The 16,415-nt window shown below is 46.8% G+C and carries 9 protein-coding genes; 5 read left to right on the top strand and 4 right to left on the bottom strand.

Features of this window, described 5'->3' with window-relative positions; all coding sequences use genetic code 11:
* Positions 1–14 precede the first annotated feature (14 nt).
* From PMG71_RS21950 to PMG71_RS21935, 4 genes are all read right to left on the bottom strand, one after another.
* The gene (locus tag PMG71_RS21950) at positions 15–1,106 is read right to left on the bottom strand and encodes a serine/threonine-protein kinase (protein ID WP_283755870.1); all 1,092 of its coding nucleotides are present in this window, start codon (positions 1,104–1,106) and stop codon (positions 15–17) included.
* A gap of 80 nt (positions 1,107–1,186) precedes the next feature.
* The gene (locus tag PMG71_RS21945; RefSeq protein ID WP_347179368.1) at positions 1,187–1,804 is read right to left on the bottom strand and encodes a Maf family protein; all 618 of its coding nucleotides are present in this window, start codon (positions 1,802–1,804) and stop codon (positions 1,187–1,189) included.
* 15 nt (positions 1,805–1,819) lie between these two features.
* Positions 1,820–2,362 (bottom strand): photosystem II reaction center PsbP, encoded by a 543-nt coding sequence (psbP, locus tag PMG71_RS21940; RefSeq protein WP_283755868.1) that lies wholly within the window; start codon positions 2,360–2,362, stop codon positions 1,820–1,822.
* 149 nt (positions 2,363–2,511) lie between these two features.
* A complete protein-coding gene (locus PMG71_RS21935; RefSeq protein WP_283755867.1) occupies positions 2,512–3,150 on the bottom strand; it encodes a Uma2 family endonuclease in 639 nt (212 codons plus the stop codon).
* A 222-nt stretch (positions 3,151–3,372) separates the two neighbouring features.
* Between PMG71_RS21935 and PMG71_RS21930 the strand changes: the two genes are divergently transcribed.
* The 5 genes from PMG71_RS21930 to PMG71_RS21910 all read left to right on the top strand — a co-directional run bounded on the left by PMG71_RS21930 (position 3,373) and on the right by PMG71_RS21910 (position 16,381).
* A complete protein-coding gene (locus PMG71_RS21930) occupies positions 3,373–3,987 on the top strand; it encodes a phycobiliprotein lyase (RefSeq protein WP_283755866.1) in 615 nt (204 codons plus the stop codon).
* 145 nt (positions 3,988–4,132) lie between these two features.
* Complete coding sequence (locus tag PMG71_RS21925; RefSeq protein ID WP_283755865.1) at positions 4,133–6,682, top strand: glycogen/starch/alpha-glucan phosphorylase; 2,550 nt, start codon at positions 4,133–4,135, stop codon at positions 6,680–6,682.
* A 758-nt stretch (positions 6,683–7,440) separates the two neighbouring features.
* On the top strand, positions 7,441–13,221 hold the full coding sequence (locus PMG71_RS21920; RefSeq protein ID WP_283755864.1) for an alpha-2-macroglobulin family protein: 5,781 nt from the start codon (positions 7,441–7,443) through the stop codon (positions 13,219–13,221).
* A 125-nt stretch (positions 13,222–13,346) separates the two neighbouring features.
* Positions 13,347–13,775, top strand: coding sequence for a HEPN domain-containing protein (locus PMG71_RS21915; protein ID WP_283755863.1), 429 nt, complete (start codon positions 13,347–13,349; stop codon positions 13,773–13,775).
* Positions 13,772–16,381 (top strand): P-loop ATPase, Sll1717 family, encoded by a 2,610-nt coding sequence (locus PMG71_RS21910; protein ID WP_283755862.1) that lies wholly within the window; start codon positions 13,772–13,774, stop codon positions 16,379–16,381. The genes PMG71_RS21915 and PMG71_RS21910 overlap by 4 nt, the downstream gene beginning before the upstream one ends.
* Positions 16,382–16,415: the final 34 nt, after the last annotated feature.

Below are 16,415 nucleotides of genomic sequence, written 5' to 3'. Positions count from 1 at the left end.
GCCAAGCATTTCAGCTACCAATGCTGGGGAAAATTGCGAGTTCCCAACTTTTGCCGTTTTTGCAGCCGTTCCATACGCGCTCGGATCTCTTGAGCGCGTTTCTGGGCCGGAGATATATATTCCTGGGGTTCGGGTTTTTTCGGTTGGGGTTGATGGGTCAGACACTCGTTTAAACTCTCTAGATGGGGGGCAAGATCTAGAGCGGTTAGCACTTCCTGAGCTGAACGATATCTTTCGTCGAGATCGACCGCCAACAGTTGATCGATAACATCCGCAAATTGGTCGCTGACTTCCACATTATTGCGCCACCATTGTTTAGGGCGAAAATGGGGGAGGTCATCATCGGAGGAAAACTGACCGGTTAACATATAAACACAAGTAATGCCTAGGGCATAAAGATCGCTGGCAAAGGTGGGTCGTAGGGCTAATTGTTCGGGGGGAGAAAAGCCAAAGGTTCCCACAAAAGCCGTAGAAGCAGTTGCTGTAATGGTATGATTCGATTCGGTTTCTTGGATTAAGTATTTGACTGCACCAAAATCAATTAAAACCAATTCTCCTGTGGAAGACTGGGATCTACTATGTCGGCGAATAATATTGGGGGGTTTAATATCCCGATGGATGACTCCTTGCTCATGAATAAATTTTAATAGGGGTAAAATTTCTAGGAGAAAGGACTTGACTTGCTTTTCTGTATATTGGCCGTAATGTCGGATCTCGCGGGAGAGGGTTCGCCCTTGAATGTATTCTTGAACGAGATAAAATTCCCCCTCTTCTTCAAAATAGTCGAACATTTGGGGAATTTGGGGATGATTCCCTAACTGGCTGAGAATTTTGGCTTCTCGGCGAAAGCAGCGACGGGCCCTTTCGAGTCCTTTGGCATGTTTGACTTTAGGGCAAAGTTGTTTAATCACGCACCAAGGCTGTTGGTTTGCGCCTAAATCTTTAGCTAGAAAGGTGACTCCAAACCCACCCCGTCCCAGGAGTTTGTACATTTGATAGCGATCGCGAAATAACTCGTCTTCTCCACACAGACGGGCTAAATCCGTTTCCCAGGTTACGTTGTTAGGAAACTGAAGTAATTTATTGGAGGCTTGCTCATTCGCCATATTTCTCCCCAAACTTGGCCGAAGTATTGTCGATTGCGGATTCTTAACTTTAGTGTAGCAATCTTAAGAGCATTAGGGGTTTAATAGGTCGATGGCTCCCACCATTGGGTGATGTCGTACCCCAACTGCTCGACCATCGATCGCAGACAAGGTAAGCTCAGACCAATCACATTCATATGACAGCCTTCGATGCGCTCGACAAATATGCCCCCTTTGCCTTCTATGGCGAAGGCTCCGGCACAGTTGAGGGGTTCTTTGGTGGCAATATAGGCTCTTAAGGCGCGATCGCTCACACGGGCAAAATAGACCGTCGTTACTTCTGCGGTAATCACTGAAGTCTTTTGATTTAAGTCTAACAAAGCATAACCCGTATATAAATCGCCTTTTTGACCGCGCATTTCCTGCCAACGGCTCATAGCTTCGGCAGCGCTGGCAGGTTTACCATAAATTTGACGGTTGATTGCCAGTATGGAATCACACCCCAAAATTAGGGGCAGGCGATCGCCTTTTTCATATTCCGGGGCGATCGTTTCTGCCTTGCGTTGGGCCAAGGTTTTCACCAAGGTTTCTGGGTCTGAACTTTGCACTTGGGACTCATCAAAATGGCTCGGATGCACTTGGGGAAAGATTCCCGCTTGTTGGAGTAAGCGCAACCGAGCTGGGGAGGCCGAAGCTAAGACCAAGGGAGGAATGGTCATCATTTCATCATGGATCTAATAAACATTAAACGATTGAACCACTTGTTCAAAGAGAGTATGCAGTTTTTGCCAGCGTTTTTCCGTTGTCGATAAACTAAACGTGAGCAATTTTCCGCGACTGACGGCCACACTGGTGAGGTTATGACGCAGGGGTTGGTCAGGAATATTGACCTCATACTCCAACAAGTAATAGAGCTTATCACCAAGGGTTTTAGAACCTGCGTTCACCAATTCTGCACTGCGTCCTGTATTTTCCGGGGCGATCGCGGTTTTTGAGAGTTCATATCCCACTTCTGTTGCGGTTCCGAGATCGCTTAATTCTTTCTCTCCCTCCACTGGGTTAATGACCACGGATAAATTTTCCGTTCTCTCTACTAAATCGTGGAAAACCACATCCGGCCCCCCACTAACTTTCACTGCCACCCAACCATTGGGGTATAAAAACTCATATCCTTTGGTGGCATTGACATACTGTTGCAGTCCACTGGTCGCAGAAACGCAACTGGTCAACATCAGGGTTAATCCCATGAGGGTGGCGATCGCTAGGCGTTTGAACATTCGACTTTTTCCTCAATCCTCTGTAGGAATAAGGGTATCATAGAGAGGAAGACCTGAGTCACCGATGAGCATAACCGGGAAAAAACTGACATTAGATGTCCAAAATCATGGCGCTCACTCAAATAACTCCTTCTATTGCACAACCTCCTCTAAAGAAGCTCCCTAACCCAAGCCCGAAATGCTTTCATGGTTTTATTCCTGCCTTCAACTTTACTGCGTTCTAGGTATTCAGGAATAATTTGGGTTAAAGAAAGTCCAGGAAAATGAGGACTTTCATCAGATTGAATATAAACACCATCTTGCAGCACATTAATTTCTAAACTTGTACCATTAAAGCGCCACAGTTCCCCCACTCCCAAGGCTTCATAATTATTAAACCGAGTCCGAGAGGTAAGATCAATTTCAATAGCCAAATCGGGGGGCGGGTCTACACTTAAATCAATTCGCTTTTGACCGCGAACTGCTGCCTCATTTTCGATATAGAAACATTGGTCAGCTTCAAGTCCTTGTCTCATGGTTTGACTTTTAAAGGTCGTCGAGGCCAAATTTCTGAACTCAATATCAAGTTCTTCTAGCAGAATCTCTACTAGATTACCAATAATTACTTTATCGTCTTCGTGTTCGGGTAAGGGTGTCATGATTTCTAATATTCCTTGGCTGTAATTAATCCGAGACCCGCGTTTTTCTCCTAAATTGTCTAGCAAGTCTTCGTACATCTGCCAACTAATGTCTTTCATTAAAAGTTGATGGCCGGGAAGAATAACTAACTGTTCAAGAGTGACTTGCATAGTGTTGACCTTTGTATGGATTGTCGGAATGCGGCAATATTATTCCATTATGACTTGATAGCGATTCTCCTGGGGAGACGCGATCGCGCTCCGGGTCAAATAACAATTTAACTCCGGTCTGGCGATGTGATTCATTTTTAGCATGACTCTCATGTAAACTAAAAGGGAGATTAAAATACAAACGTCAAAATCGTTACCCAGAAATCGAGGAGGTTAATCTAGATGGATGCAATGGAGTTTTTTCAGCGCAGTGCAGGCACATGGCGATCGCGGCGTTCAACCCATCACCTGGCCTTTCGGCGTGCAGAACTGGGAGAACTCGAAATCACCGTTAGCGCCTTAACTCCAGACGATCCCAGAGTGCAAGAAATTTGCACCATGCATGAAGTGGATGGCCAATTAGCTGCCGGAGGCGCACTGGTGCAATGGCACGGCAGTATGGGTTGGGATCGGGAAGGAGAAGGTCATGAAGATTCAACGGTGATGGTGATCGTTCCTGATGTGGATAACCCGCGCAAAGGTAAACTCTTGCGGGAAAAAGGCTATGCAGAAATTGTCCCCGTGGCTGGACAGTATGAAATGGATGATGAAGACGGACTGAACTTAATTACCGAATATGAAACCATGAGCGCGATCGAGCGATTTTCGTTCGCCAGCGATTCGGACGATATTCGGATGCGAACCAGTACCGTGAAGCGCTTCGGCGGATTTAACACCGCCTCCTTCTGCATTGAAACCCGGATCGGTTCAGCCGCAGACACCAACGCTACGGCTGTGCCAGAAGCCCTCAAATCCTCTTGGGAAAAAGAATCGGCGGTTTCTCTGTTGGGATGGTAACTCAACAGTCTATTAGAGAGGGTAGGGGGTAAAGTCAGTTTCAGGAATCAAGCAAATCTTAAAAATGCATCAAAAGTTCGTTCTCAGTTTTTGAATAGGCTGTAGAATGGCACATCACCACTATGGCGAGAACTGCAAGAACTGTATGAACGAACGTATGATCCCTGAAGAACAATGTCCGATTCAGATTGAAGATGACCGGACAGGAATGAGTGTAGAGACACTTAAACGTGCCTTTGCAGATAACTTATTTTACTTACAAGGAAAGTATGAATCCTTAGCCACCCAAGATGATTTTTACATGGCTCTCGCCTATACTCTGCGCGATCGCCTCCTGAGTCGTTGGCTCAAAACCCTGAAAACCTACCTGGAAAATGACGTAAAAACCGTCTATTATCTATCAGCCGAATTTCTCATGGGTCGGCATTTAGGCAATAGTCTGATTAATCTGAACCTCTATGAGCGAGTCCGTCAAGCGGTCGAAGAATCGGGTCTCGATCTCGAAGAAATCCTCGAACACGAACCCGATCCCGGCTTAGGTAATGGGGGTTTAGGTCGGTTAGCTGCTTGCTTCCTCGACTCCCTAGCTACCCTAGAAATTCCTGCCGTCGGCTATGGGATTCGCTATGAATTCGGAATTTTCCATCAGATTATTCAGGATGGCTGGCAAGCGGAAATTCCTGACAAATGGTTACGTCTGGGTAATCCTTGGGAAATTGCTCGTCCCGATCAAGCTGTAGAAGTCAAATTTGGTGGCCATACGGAAACCTACCACGACGAAAAAGGACGGCCAAGAATTCGTTGGATTCCCGGTACAACGGTGATGGGGATTCCCTATGATACGCCGGTTCCTGGCTATGATACCAATACCGTTAACCCCCTACGGTTATGGAAAGCAGAATCGAGTGATGATTTTGATTTCAGTGAGTTTAATGCGGGGAACTATGATGGTGCAGTTTCGGAAAAAATGCGCTCTGAAACTATCTCCAAAGTTCTCTATCCCAATGACAATACTCCCCAAGGGAAACAACTGCGACTGGAGCAACAATTCTTTTTTGTCTCTTGTTCCCTCCAGGATATTATCCGGGTTCACTTGATGCGTCATAAAACTCTGGATAATTTACCAGAGACGACCGCCGTTCAACTCAATGATACTCACCCGACGGTGGCGATCGCCGAAATGATGCGTTTATTGCTTGATGAACATGGCTTTGATTGGAATATCGCCTGGCGCATTACCCAAAAAACCTTTGCCTACACGAACCATACCCTAATGCCAGAAGCCTTAGAACGGTGGTCAGTGAGCCTATTTGAAGCCGTTCTTCCCCGTCATCTGGAAATTATCTACGAAATCAACCATCGTTTCCTCGAAGATGTCAAGCATTGGTATCCTGATGATTTAGAACTCCTCAGCCGTCTCTCCCTGATTGAAGAAGGCGCAGAAAAGAAAGTCCGCATGGCTAATTTAGCCTGTGTCGGCTCCCATGCCATTAATGGAGTGGCTGCCTTACATACAGAATTACTCAAACAGGATACTCTGAAAGACTTTTACAAGCTTTGGCCGGAGAAATTCTACAATAAGACCAATGGAGTTACCCCCCGTCGTTGGCTCTTATTAAGTAATCCCAAATTGTCAGAACTTTTTACCCGTAAGTTGGGCGAAGGGTGGTTAAAAAATGTGGATCAGTTGCGTCAACTGGAAAGCTCTGTCGAAGATCCAGAATTTCGATCGGAGTGGCACAAGATTAAACAGCACAATAAACAGTTGATGGCGGAATATATCCGCACTCACAATGGGTTGGAAATCGATCCCAACTCCTTGTTTGATATTCAAGTAAAGCGGATTCATGAATATAAACGCCAGCACCTGAATGTGTTGAATATTATCACGCTGTATAACCGGATTAAGCAGAATCCAGGTCTGAAGATTCAACCGAGAACCTTTATCTTTGGGGGTAAGGCTGCACCGGGATACTTTATGGCCAAGTTAATCGTTAAGTTGATTAATTCCGTGGCTGAAGTGGTGAATAAAGACCCCGATGTGCGCGGTCGAATTAAGGTGGTTTTCTTGGCTAACTTTAATGCGTCCTTGGGGCAGAAAATTTATCCCTGTGCCGATTTATCCGAGCAAGTTTCGACGGCGGGTAAAGAAGCATCGGGAACGGGAAATATGAAGTTTTCCATGAATGGCGCTCTGACTATTGGTACGTTAGATGGGGCAAATATTGAAATCCGGGAAGAAGCGGGTGCAGAGAATTTCTTCCTGTTTGGTTTGACGGCTCAAGAGGTGGCAGAGCTGAAACAACAGGGATATAAGCCTTGGGAGTATTATGAACAAAATGCGGAACTCAAGCAAACGATCGATCGCATTGCTTCTGGATTCTTTTCCCATGGCGATCGCAACCTGTTCAAGCCTCTGGTGGATTCCTTGATGTACAATGACCCCTATATGCTGTTTGCTGACTATCAGGATTACATTGATTGTCAAGATAAGGTGGATCTGGCCTATGCCGATCAAGAGAATTGGATCAAGATGTCGATTTTGAATTCAATCCGCATGGGCAAATTTTCTAGCGATCGCACCATTCGTGAATATTGCGAACAAATTTGGGGCGTTAAACCCGTAAAAGTTGAACTCGAAGAATATAATCAAGCCTTAGCGGGTTTGAAAGTTCCCCAAAAACTGGGGTCTTAGCCTTGGGATTGAGTAGGATGGGTTTTATGGCGATCGGATGATCTTATATAGCAAACCTAAATGAGTTATGTAATACCTGCCCCTCATCCCCCTACCCCCTTCTCCCGCAGGCATTGCCCTGAGCCTAGCCGAAGGGAGAAGGGGGAAAAGTCCCTCTCCCTTGGGAGAGGGATATAGGGAGAGGGACTTTCCTGTTGCACAACTCATTTAGACTAGCTATATCAAGTCCGGTTATTCATGTCCGCTTCGCGGAAATACCATCATTATATCAAGTCCGTTTGAATAGTTGTCATTGCGACCGCAGGGAAGCAATCGCTAGGACTATCGAGATTGTTGAGATTGCTTTACTCCACTGCGTTTTATTCGCAATGACATATTAGAACTGATCCAACGGACTTGATATTAAAAACCAAGGGAGCGAGACGCTCCCACTCCAGTAATATTCAGCCATTCGAGGAGTGCGGGCATCTTGCCCGCTTTTTTTTCCCATTAATATCAAGTTCGCTTAAATACCCTAATTAAAAATCCAGGGAGCAAGATGCTCCCACTCCAGTCATATCAAAGAATTCGAGGAGTGCGGGCATCTTGCCCGCTTTTTTTTCCATTAACCGGGCTTCTCTTTTGAGATTAACCAGACTTGATTCTGACAACGCTGAGTCATCACATTAAGTCACAGATTGTAAAGTATATCTACAAACTCTTCCCAAACGCTACTCCCATCAGGTAAGACAAGATCAGATTCACTGAGGGAAGAGAGAATGTCCCGTCGTCGCGCCATGCTCGGAATAAGACAATACCGCCAACTTCGTCGTGGGATTGGCCAATATTACCGCAAGCATAGAGTATTAGTATTCATCTTGCTCTTTGTGCTGACCTTGACAGGATGTAGAATCGGTGGGATGCGATCGGGAAATCAACCCCTCCCTAGCGTCTCTCCCCTCCCCTTAGCCACTCCCCCCGCTTGGATTGAGAGCATTAACCCCACGGAAGAAGCTAAACCCCTGAATCAAATTAATGTGATCTTTACCGATCCTCTGATTCCCCTAGAAAGTCTCGACTCTCCCCAACAACGAGACTTACTCAATAAATTTGAAATTACCCCCAGAATACCGGGAACATTTCGCTTTTTAACCCCGCGCATGGTAGGATTTCAAGCCGATCGCGCCCTTCCCTTAGCTACCAGGGTACAAGTAACGCTCAAACAAGGCTTAAAAGACCTGAATAACCATCAATTAGACCGGGATTTTGCTTGGACATTTAACACCCTTCCCATTCAGCTTTCCAATCTTCCGGGCACGAATCTAGACAGCAATGGCAACCCGGAACCGGTAGATATTAATCCCCAACTCAAATTTACCTCCAATGTTCCCTTAGACCTAAATTCCTTAGCCGAGCATACTCGCTTAGTCTCTGCGGGGAGCGATCGCGACATTGCCCTGAATATTGCCCTCGATGAAAACAGCACAAACCTCACGCCCCAAACAGAATTCGATCCCTCCCAGCAACAATACGACTATATCATTACCCCCCAAAAAAACCTCGAAAAAAACACCCCCTACAGCCTAGAAATCTCCGCCGGATTACAACCCGCTAACGGCAACTTAGCCAGCGAAATCCCCTTTTCTAGTCAATTTAAAACCTACAACGCCCTCAACTTTGACGAACTCGAAACCACCGGCGAACCCGGCCCTGGTGGAACCTATGGGCGATTTATTAAAGGTAGCCCCCAATTGAGATTTAATAATCCCATTGTCGCCGAATCTGCCGTTAATACCATTACGATAAATCCCCCTCCCGCACCCAACGCCCCTCCCCTAGTGCGATTCACCTATGAACCCAACCTAATTCAGCTTAACCCCTGGGCATTAGAGCCGGATACCAATTATACGATTACCATCGGCTCTGAATTAGAGGATCGATTTGGGCAAACCCTAGAAAATCCAGTTACTCTACAATACGAGACGGGAAATGTAGCTGCGGATATTTGGGTGCAGCGTGGATTAAATATTTTACCTAACACTGAAGATTTACAGCTTGATATTTCCAGTGTTAACCTCCCCGATGGAGAATATCAAGCCGCATTTCGTCCCCTAGAACCCACCGATTTAGTCTATGTAGACTCTGCCTATCCTCAAGGGAATGGCAACGATATTTTACCCTCCGAAAATCAATGGCAATCCTATCAAGTTTCTGGTCAACAAAACCAAACCCTTATTAATTCAGTCAACTTAAAATCAGAATTAGGCGGAGAATCAGGACTACTCGCCTATGGGGTGAAAGCCAGAACCAACTCCTATGAAGAAAATGGGGAGCGGCAATGGAATACCCCCACCTTTTATGGATTAGTAGAACTGACCAATCTGGGAGTATTTGCCCAATGGTTCCCAGAGTCGGGTTTAATTCGTGTCAATCACCTAGATGATGGGCAAGCCGTTCCTGGTGCTACAGTAGAGATTTATCAATCCCAATTAGGAGCAAAATCGAGACCCCAACCTAGAGCTTGTGCCACGGGACAAACCGATGATTTAGGATTACTACAATTAACGGCCCAAAACTTGCGAAGTTGTATGGGAGGAAGTCGGTTTTCTGAAGCTCCCGAACTGCTCGTTATTGCCAGAGAAGGTCAAGATTGGGCATTCACCCGCACTGAGTCTTATAGTGGGGCTTATGGTTATGGCATTTATGCCGATTGGGAAGATACAAAACCTGTTTCTAGAGGTACAATATTTTCCGATCGCCAGCTCTATCAACCCGGAGAGCAAGCCACATTTACCGGAGTGGCGTACTATCTGGAACAGGGAGACCTGAAAACCGATACGCGAGCCAATTATCGGGTGAAAATTCAAGACCCCAAAGGCAAGGAAACGGACTTAGGAAACTATAGAACGAACGGTTTTGGCACATTTTCCCTGGAGGTTCCCTTAGCCAAAACTCAGGAAGTGGGAGAATATGTCATTCGTGCCGAAGGTTCTGGCATTACCTTAACCGGTAACTTCCAGGTGGCTGAATTTAATCCGCCCAATTTTAAGGTGGAAGTTGGCTTAAATCAAGAGGTGGCCCAACCCGGAGATTCTATCACAGCCACAACGAGCAGTAATTATCTGTTTGGCGCTCCTGTTATTGGTGGCAGCGCAGAATATTATGTCACTCGTCGCCAAACCCAGTTTAATCCCCAGCAATGGCAAGGGTATACTTTTGGCCCGCAATGGTTTTGGCCGGAAGAAGCGCCTGTGGTAGAAACGGAAGTGTTGCAAACGCGGCAAACCCTGGATGATTCCGGTTCTGGGGAGCAACGGTTTAACCTAGATGCCGATTTGCCCTATCCCATGACCTATCAGGTGGATGTGTCGGTTTCGGATGTCTCGAATTTGTCCGTGAGTGACTCGCAAACCCTGACTGTGTTGCCGAGTGCCAATATTATCGGTCTGAAGAGTAACTTTGTGGCGGATGCGGGGCAAGCCTTTCCTGTGGAAGTGGTGGTTACCGATGCACAGGGGAACCCGAAAGCGGGAGAGCGGGTGAGACTGGAGTTACAGAAAATGACCTACTCTAGCGTAACTCGTGTGGTGGAAGGAGGACGGAGCGATCGCACCCAAGTCGAATATGAAACCGTGGGCGAAACCTTCGTCCGCTCCGCTCAAACCCCCACCACGGCTGAACTCACGCCCCCGGACTCCGGTTCCTATCGCATCCGTGCTAACTTTGCAGGCAGTCAAAATAGCGCCACTGCTACCGACTTGCAAATCTGGGCAACCGGAGGCAGTGGGGTGCGTTGGGGTCGAGGAGATGAAGATAAGCTAGAAATTAAACTAGACAAAGAGACCTATAAGCCCGGAGATACGGCAACCGCGCTGATTCAATCTCCCTATGAACAGGGGCAACTCTACTTTGCCATTATCCGCGATAAACCCCTATTCCAAGCCCTGCAACCCGTGCAAGGCGGGGCCCCCCAAGTACAGTTTGAAGTCACGCCAGAGATGCTACCGAATGCCGCATTCGAGGCGGTTCTGGTGCGTCAGGGCGAGTCCTTGGAAACCGCAAATCCTGAAGATGTGGATAACTTGGTCAAAATCGGGTTTGCGCCCTTTAAGATTGATTTGAGCGATCGCCTCTTATCTGTCGAAGCTACCCCATCTAATCCCCGAAGGCAACCAGGGGAATCCCAAACCGTACAGCTACAACTCAGGGATAACACCGGCTCACCGGTAGCAGGAGAACTGACAGTAATGGTGGTCAACGAAGCCATCTTACAACTGACGGGCTATCGCGCCCCCAACCTGCTCGACACCGTATACGCCGAGCAACCCATCTCTACCCGGTTTAGCGATAACCGTCCCGATGTCGTCTTGCAACCCCAAGCTTCCCCCCTGGCTAAAGGTTGGGGATATGGCGGTGGATTTTCTGCGGGAGGAGCCGACACGCGCACCCGTCGAGACTTCCAACCCTTGGCCTATTACAACGGTTCCGTGATTACCAATAACCAGGGACAAGCCAGTGTCACGTTTACCCTACCCGATGACCTGACCACCTGGCGGGTGATGGTAGTTGCCAAAGATGGTAGTCTGCGCTTCGGCAATGGGGAAACCACATTTATCACCAGTAAGCCCATCCTGACGAATCCGATTTTACCCCAATTCGTGCGACCGGGCGATCGCCTAAATGCTGGTCTCTCGATCACCAATACCACGGAAGCCACCGGTAACTTAGACATCACCGGAACCGTCAGTGGCGGGTTAACCTTCGAGTCTACTAATAATAGTATGGACTCTCGTCAGGTGCGATCGAGTCAGGGAACCCTGGGCGAGAGGTTCCCCGTAGCCGTCAGTGAACCTGGTACAGCTACGGTAACCTTTGCGACTAATTTCAACGGCCAACCCGTGGATGCCTTTGAAGTGCCCTTAGAGATTAAAGCATTAGAAGTGACTGAACAGGTGGTCGAGTCCGGAACCAGCACCAACACCGTCACCCTACCGGTCAATGTTGCGCCCGATACCGCCATCGATACGGGAGGATTAGACATTAACCTCGCCAGTACCTTAATGCCCCAAATTCTCGCGCCTGCTCAACAGGTATTTGCCGAGAACCCCCTGCCCTTTGCCGAACCCATGGCAAGTCAACTGCTGATTGCGGCAAGTCTGCAACGCTTGAGTAGCCAATATGGACAAGCTGTAAATACCTTCAATCTGTCCCAAAAAACCAGTGAGGCACTCAATCAACTCGCGAGTCTGCAACGGGAAGATGGCGGATTTAGTAGCTATCCAGGAGTGCGCCAGTCTGACCCGTATCTTACGCCCTATGTGGCCGAGGCGATCGCGGCAGCATCCAACGCCGGATTTTCCCCAGACGGTATCCAAGTTGACCCACTCAAGCGCTATCTGCAAGACCTGTTAGCTGACCCCGAAAATGAGGATTTTTGTACCTCTGCCCTCTGTAAAAGTACCCTGCGCCTAGAAACCCTCATCGCTCTAGCTGCCTGGGGAGATGTGCGAAATGAGTTCCTCTCGGATATCTACAGCGTCCGCAGCGAATTCGATCCCGTTACGCAGATTAAGTTAGCTCGCTACTTGTCCAATTTCCCCCAATGGAGGACAGAAAGCCAAAGCCTGTTTAATCAAATTCGCGAGTCTATCTATCAGACGGGACGCAGGGCAACGATTAATTTACCCGAACGCTATCAATGGTTGTCCTCAGCAACCACGGCACAAGCGGAAGCCTTGCGTTTGTTCATTGCCCAAGATGCTTCCCCCGCAGAAACTGGGCGCTTGTTAACCAGTTTGCTCTCCTTGCGTCGCAATGGCACTTGGGGCAGTACCTATAATAATGCCCAAGCGCTGGATGCTTTAGTTGCCTACGCACAAACGGAAAGCACGCCCCCCAATTTTGGCGTAGGGGTGACGTTTGCGGGTCAAAGTTTGGGTAATACCCAGTTTCAGGGTTACGAGAATTCGACCTGGAATTTGAGCGTCCCCATGGCTCAGTTACCCAAGGGAAACAGCGATCTAGTATTGCAAAAATCTGGCCCCGGAAACCTCCATTATCTCGTCTCCTATGGCTACCGCTTAACGGGAAGTCAACCGGGACGGTTAAATGGTCTGCGGGTGGTGCGTCAGGTGCGCCGAGCGAATGAGGAGGAGGTGCTGCGAACCACGGGACTCTACGATCGCGACCAACCCTTTGAAGTAGAAGCGGGTCAAGTGTTTGACGTAGCCTTAGAGATTATTACGGATCATCCCGTGGATCATGTGGTGATTACAGACCCCCTCCCAGCCGGTTTCGAGGCGGTGAATACAGAGTTTCAGACGGCGAATCAAGCAGTGCAAGCGGATGCCGATAGTTGGCAAATCGACTACCAACAGGTGTACAAAGACCGAGTGGTGGCTTACGGCGATCGCCTCACCCCTGGGATCTATGAAGTGCATTATTTGGCGCGATCCGTTACACCGGGTTCCTATCTCTGGCCGGGTGCAGAAGCGCACTTACAATATGCTCCAGAGGAGTTTGGTCGCAATGCTTCGTCTCGGTTACTGGTGGATAATTGAGTGATAGGGCATGTCATTGCGATCGCAGGGAAGCAATCTCCAAAACTACCGAGATGGTTGAGATTGCTTCATTCCACTGCGTTCCATTCACAATGACATACTGTAACTGATCCAACGGACTTGATATGACTATGGCTTCTCAACATCCCAACCAATCCCAGGATTGGCTAGATCTTGCCCGTGAGCGAGGAAATGATGCAGACGCGATTTACCAAGCCAGATCGACCTCAATCGGCTGTGTTTATATGGCTGGATATGCGATAGAATGTAGCCTAAAAGCATTACTGCGCGATCGCAATGTGGGATTTCCCAAGCATGGTAATGAGGGACATAATCTCCGGGGTTTATGGGAAGCTGCAAAATTTCGCCTCTCAGATTTGCACGACTCTAAAGGAGCAAAGACATTTTTTATCGAATCCTGGGATACATCCTTACGGTATCAACTCAGTTTGGATAGTAGTATCTCTATTGCAGAATTACTAGATGGAGCCAAACAATTAACCAGACAGATACAGCAGCAACTTCGTCGTCAATCTAGGAGGAAAAGTCGATGAATCACCAAGATCTTAAACAACATATTCTTGATAATATGTCATCGGCTACTTTAGAGGTTCAAGACTTGCGAGTTCAACCCGATCCTTTTATGGGCTGGCGTATTGCTGTCATTTCTCCAGAATTTCAGGGAAAATCACCCGCAGAACGCAAGAATATAGCCTTAAAAGGACTGGAAGACTTGACTATTCAGTGGTTAGATTTGCTTACTCCTGAAGAGCAAGAATGGGCCGGTTCTCTCCCTATTGATTCTACCTTAGAAGACTTACCCCTTTGGCCGGAAGCATTAGCCAAATCCCCCGATCCTGAAGCAATCCTGTTTCCATCCGATCTCGATGATGACCTTGACCTCCCCATTGTAACTACTTTCTATTCTCTCAGAGGTGGAGTGGGGCGATCGACAGCCTTGGCTTATACCGCTCAAATTCTTGCCAGTCGAGGAAGAACTGTACTCTGTGTGGATCTGGATTTAGAAGCACCAGGGTTAGCCGCTTTATGGGGAAAAGAAGATGAAATTGAGGAGGGACAGGGTTTGGTTTCTATTTTATTGAGTTTGGATCGAGGGGAAAATCCTAACATCCAAAATCATATTATTAGAGTATCAGAAACAGAGGAAATTTATTGCCTGCCAGCAGGATTACCAAATGCGAATTATGCTCGTTTGCTCAACTTTATTGATCCAGGTGCATGGTATCGTGAAGACCAGAACCCATTACGGCAGTTGATAGAAGCTCTCAGTCACAATCTAACGTTTAAGCCTGATGTTATTTTACTCGATGCGAGGACAGGAATTACGCCCCTGAATGCTCCTCTGCTATTTGATTTAGCTGACCTAGCTATTATTGTATTTTTTCCCCATCCTCAAACTCTAGTCGGGACAGGTGAACTCGTTCGCGCTTTACTCTCAGCAAAGACAAGACGAACAAAATTATCTTTAACACCAGAACCTCGATTTCTTGTTTCTCCCATACCTGCGAGTCAAGCACCAGAAGTGGTGGAGAGATATCAACATCGAGCCATTGATTGGATTGAAGGATGGCTGTCTATTTTACGGGAAAAGCGATCGAGTACAGAACCGATTAAAGCCCCTGAAATTACCCACTTTATTCCCTATCGTGAAGTTATTGCTACTTCAGACAAAATCTTGCTTAATCGCGATGCATGGCGTGATTTTGAGGCGATCGCGGAATGGCTAGAGCGCTTTCTACCTACAGCCAGCGAAGAGCAGATTCCCAGTAATTTGTCAAGTAGTAAAAACCAAATTTTGCAGGAATTGCGATTCTCAGGAGGAACAGCAGAATCCCAAGATAATTTTCTAGAAACCTTTGTACAAACTGACTTGGTTAACAGGGCACTTCAATCGAATATTTCATTAATTCTAGGTCGAAAAGGAACGGGTAAAACAGCAATTTTTAGACGCTTACTAGAAGACTCAAATTTTAATTCTATTGTTGTTTTATCTCCGAGTCCTCTTAAAGGTAATCGTCCTTGGATAATCAATTCGGAAGGATTTAGTTTTATTAGTCAAATATTAGAAAGGAATGGAAAGAACTGGCGAGATTTTTGGTTGCTACAAATTTGTTTAGCTTGCTGGATTTCCTGGGATGGAGAAGCACCTAAACCGGATACAGCTTTTTTAGAAGTTTTAGGAAGCCATCCAAGGAGCGAATTAGAAGTCGTTCGCTGGTTTGAAAATCTCCTACCTATTTCTCAAATTGGCTTATTATCCAGAGATTGGTTAACCCGTTTTGATGGCGCGGTAAGATCTCCTCTATTCCTACTCATTGATGGATTGGACACAGGCTTTGGCAATACTCAGCCCGATCGAGATAGACGGACTCAAGCGATTGAAGGTTTACTGTCTTTAGTAACAGATATAGGTGAGAGTCTGCAATATTTGAAATTCAAAGTTTTGTTGCGCGAGGATATCTGGAGAACGCTAAAATTTGATAATAAAAGCCATTCTTATGGGCGTTCAGTGACTTTAGTCTGGAAAGATAAGGCAACGTTCTTTAAGGTTCCGATCAAACAAGCATTGAAATCTGAAACCTTTAAACAAATGGTAGAATCAGTTGATCAAGGTGGAATTTGGAACAATTACGATCGTTTAAGTGAATCACAAGTCTTTGCAATCTGGAATCTTCTAGTGGGAGAACGAATGAGAGGTGGTAAATCTGCCTTTACTCGAAATTGGGTCTGGAAACGCATCGCTGATGGAAGTGATAATCACAGTCCTCGCGCTCTTTTACAACTTTTTGCAGAAGCTAGAAACTGGGAACAGAGAGAACAGAAACAGAATCCCTATGAGAAGACGATTATTCGTCCCCGTGCTTTAAGCTCTTCTCTGGAAAAAGTTTCAGAACAAGCCTTAAATGCTTTAATTAATGAAGAGTTTCGGGAGCTTGAAGAATTAGTCGATCGCCTGAAGGAGATTGGGTATTCTCCGTTTAAAGCAACTGAGATAACAGGATTCGACGATCAGTTGAGCCTAGCGAGGGAAGTCGGGTTGCTGTCAATTTATGAAGGGAGTGAAAATGAGGTGGAACGGTATAAAGTTCCCGATCTTTATCTGTCTGGAATTGGAATGACTCGCAAGGGACAAGCATAATTGTGGTGCGATCGCACCAGCGATGGGTCGCATT

Origin of the sequence: Roseofilum acuticapitatum BLCC-M154 (assembly GCF_030068475.1) — a bacterium.
Classification (GTDB): Bacteria; Cyanobacteriota; Cyanobacteriia; order Cyanobacteriales; family Desertifilaceae; genus Roseofilum; species Roseofilum acuticapitatum.
Note: the sequence above shows the minus strand (reverse complement) of the source record. Positions and strands in the feature narration are given on the sequence as shown.

What these genes read in the sequence shown, in the direction of transcription:
- PMG71_RS21930 (WP_283755866.1), top strand. Translation starts at nt 3,373, where the DNA reads ATGGATGCAATGGAGTTTTTTCAGCGCAGTGCAGGCACATGGCGATCG.
- PMG71_RS21910 (WP_283755862.1), top strand. Translation starts at nt 13,772, where the DNA reads ATGAATCACCAAGATCTTAAACAACATATTCTTGATAATATGTCATCG.
- PMG71_RS21920 (WP_283755864.1), top strand. Translation starts at nt 7,441, where the DNA reads ATGTCCCGTCGTCGCGCCATGCTCGGAATAAGACAATACCGCCAACTT.
- PMG71_RS21935 (WP_283755867.1), bottom strand. Translation starts at nt 3,150, where the DNA reads ATGCAAGTCACTCTTGAACAGTTAGTTATTCTTCCCGGCCATCAACTT.
- PMG71_RS21950 (WP_283755870.1), bottom strand. Translation starts at nt 1,106, where the DNA reads ATGGCGAATGAGCAAGCCTCCAATAAATTACTTCAGTTTCCTAACAAC.
- PMG71_RS21915 (WP_283755863.1), top strand. Translation starts at nt 13,347, where the DNA reads ATGACTATGGCTTCTCAACATCCCAACCAATCCCAGGATTGGCTAGAT.
- PMG71_RS21945 (WP_347179368.1), bottom strand. Translation starts at nt 1,804, where the DNA reads ATGACCATTCCTCCCTTGGTCTTAGCTTCGGCCTCCCCAGCTCGGTTG.
- PMG71_RS21925 (WP_283755865.1), top strand. Translation starts at nt 4,133, where the DNA reads ATGAACGAACGTATGATCCCTGAAGAACAATGTCCGATTCAGATTGAA.
- psbP (WP_283755868.1), bottom strand. Translation starts at nt 2,362, where the DNA reads ATGTTCAAACGCCTAGCGATCGCCACCCTCATGGGATTAACCCTGATG.